General features: G+C 33.3%; 1 protein-coding gene. It reads right to left on the bottom strand.

The window, feature by feature from the left end; all coding sequences use genetic code 11:
* Positions 1–64: 64 nt before the first annotated feature.
* Positions 65–526, bottom strand: coding sequence for a 6-bladed beta-propeller (locus BLQ57_RS20785; RefSeq protein ID WP_169712818.1), 462 nt, complete (start codon positions 524–526; stop codon positions 65–67).
* Positions 527–1,147: the final 621 nt, after the last annotated feature.

Below are 1,147 nucleotides of genomic sequence, written 5' to 3'. Positions count from 1 at the left end.
ATTTAAATCGAGTTAAACCCTTAATAAAGCAATTGACACCAACTGTCAAAAAGAACTTATTTGGCTACTGGTGACTTTGCGGATATTCATATTCCTTTTTAATGGGTAATTCTTTTTTAAAAAGTCCCGATTCAAGAAAAAATAAAAGTTTACTCGATTTCCTATCCAAAATGATTAGCTCACCATTCTTTGGATTCACACTTAAATCCCATATTTCCTGATATTCTCCAGGACCATCACCAACAGAATGAATTAGTTTTCTTACAGAACCTTTTTTATTAGATTTCCATACTATCTCTTTATTCTGATCTAAAAAAATGTAGTCCGACCTAAAAACTAGAGCCCTATAAACTCCTAAGGGAATTTCCTTGCCAGATAATTGAATAACCTCTTTAATCTTAAACAAATCGACTATTTCAGCGCTATTCGGAGTTGGAGTAATTAAAACCTTATCTACACTGGTTTCTTTCTCCTGACAGGAAATTACTATAAATAGCACCAATAAAAAGGAAAATATTCGATTCATAATGGGAAATGAGAATTTTTCAAAAAAGGAGAACTTGAAAAAGCCCTCCAAACATAATTTAAAACCCCGGTGCTGCTTCATCCTCATCTACACAACAATTTCTGCTACAGCCTTCCCCAATCATACAATCTGCTTCGCAATCACCAGTTGTTTCAGGTCCATAACAATGATAACTTTTATAGTAAGTCCTGTTGATGTTAGACCAGGTCTCAGTACAATAATACCTCAAAATGGAGGCATCTACTTGAAATGAAGCCAGACATAGCATCATACAGCCCAAAAATAGTTTTTTTCTTGTAACATTAAATTTTTAAAATCTGAAAAAAAAACTCGAATAATGAAAACTTTTATTCAATTACTTTAATAGTTTTTGTGTACCCGCTTTCTTACCCGTAAGAATTGTGCAAGGACCAAAATGAGGGTTGAAGTTCAATTTAAGCAAAATTCGGTCATCGGTCATCGGTCTTTCTGCCGATTAAGCAAAGAAAATATGGCTACTGGTATAATTACGGATAATCAGTATTTCTTTTATGAATATCCGCAAAGTCACCAGTAGCCAAATAAGTTCTTTTTGACAGTTGGTGTCAATTGCTTTATTAAGGGTTTAACTCGATTTAAATT

The sequence above is a fragment of the Algoriphagus faecimaris genome, assembly GCF_900101705.1.
GTDB classification, from domain to species: Bacteria; Bacteroidota; Bacteroidia; order Cytophagales; family Cyclobacteriaceae; genus Algoriphagus; species Algoriphagus faecimaris.
This window is presented reverse-complemented; position numbering and strand designations above follow the sequence as displayed.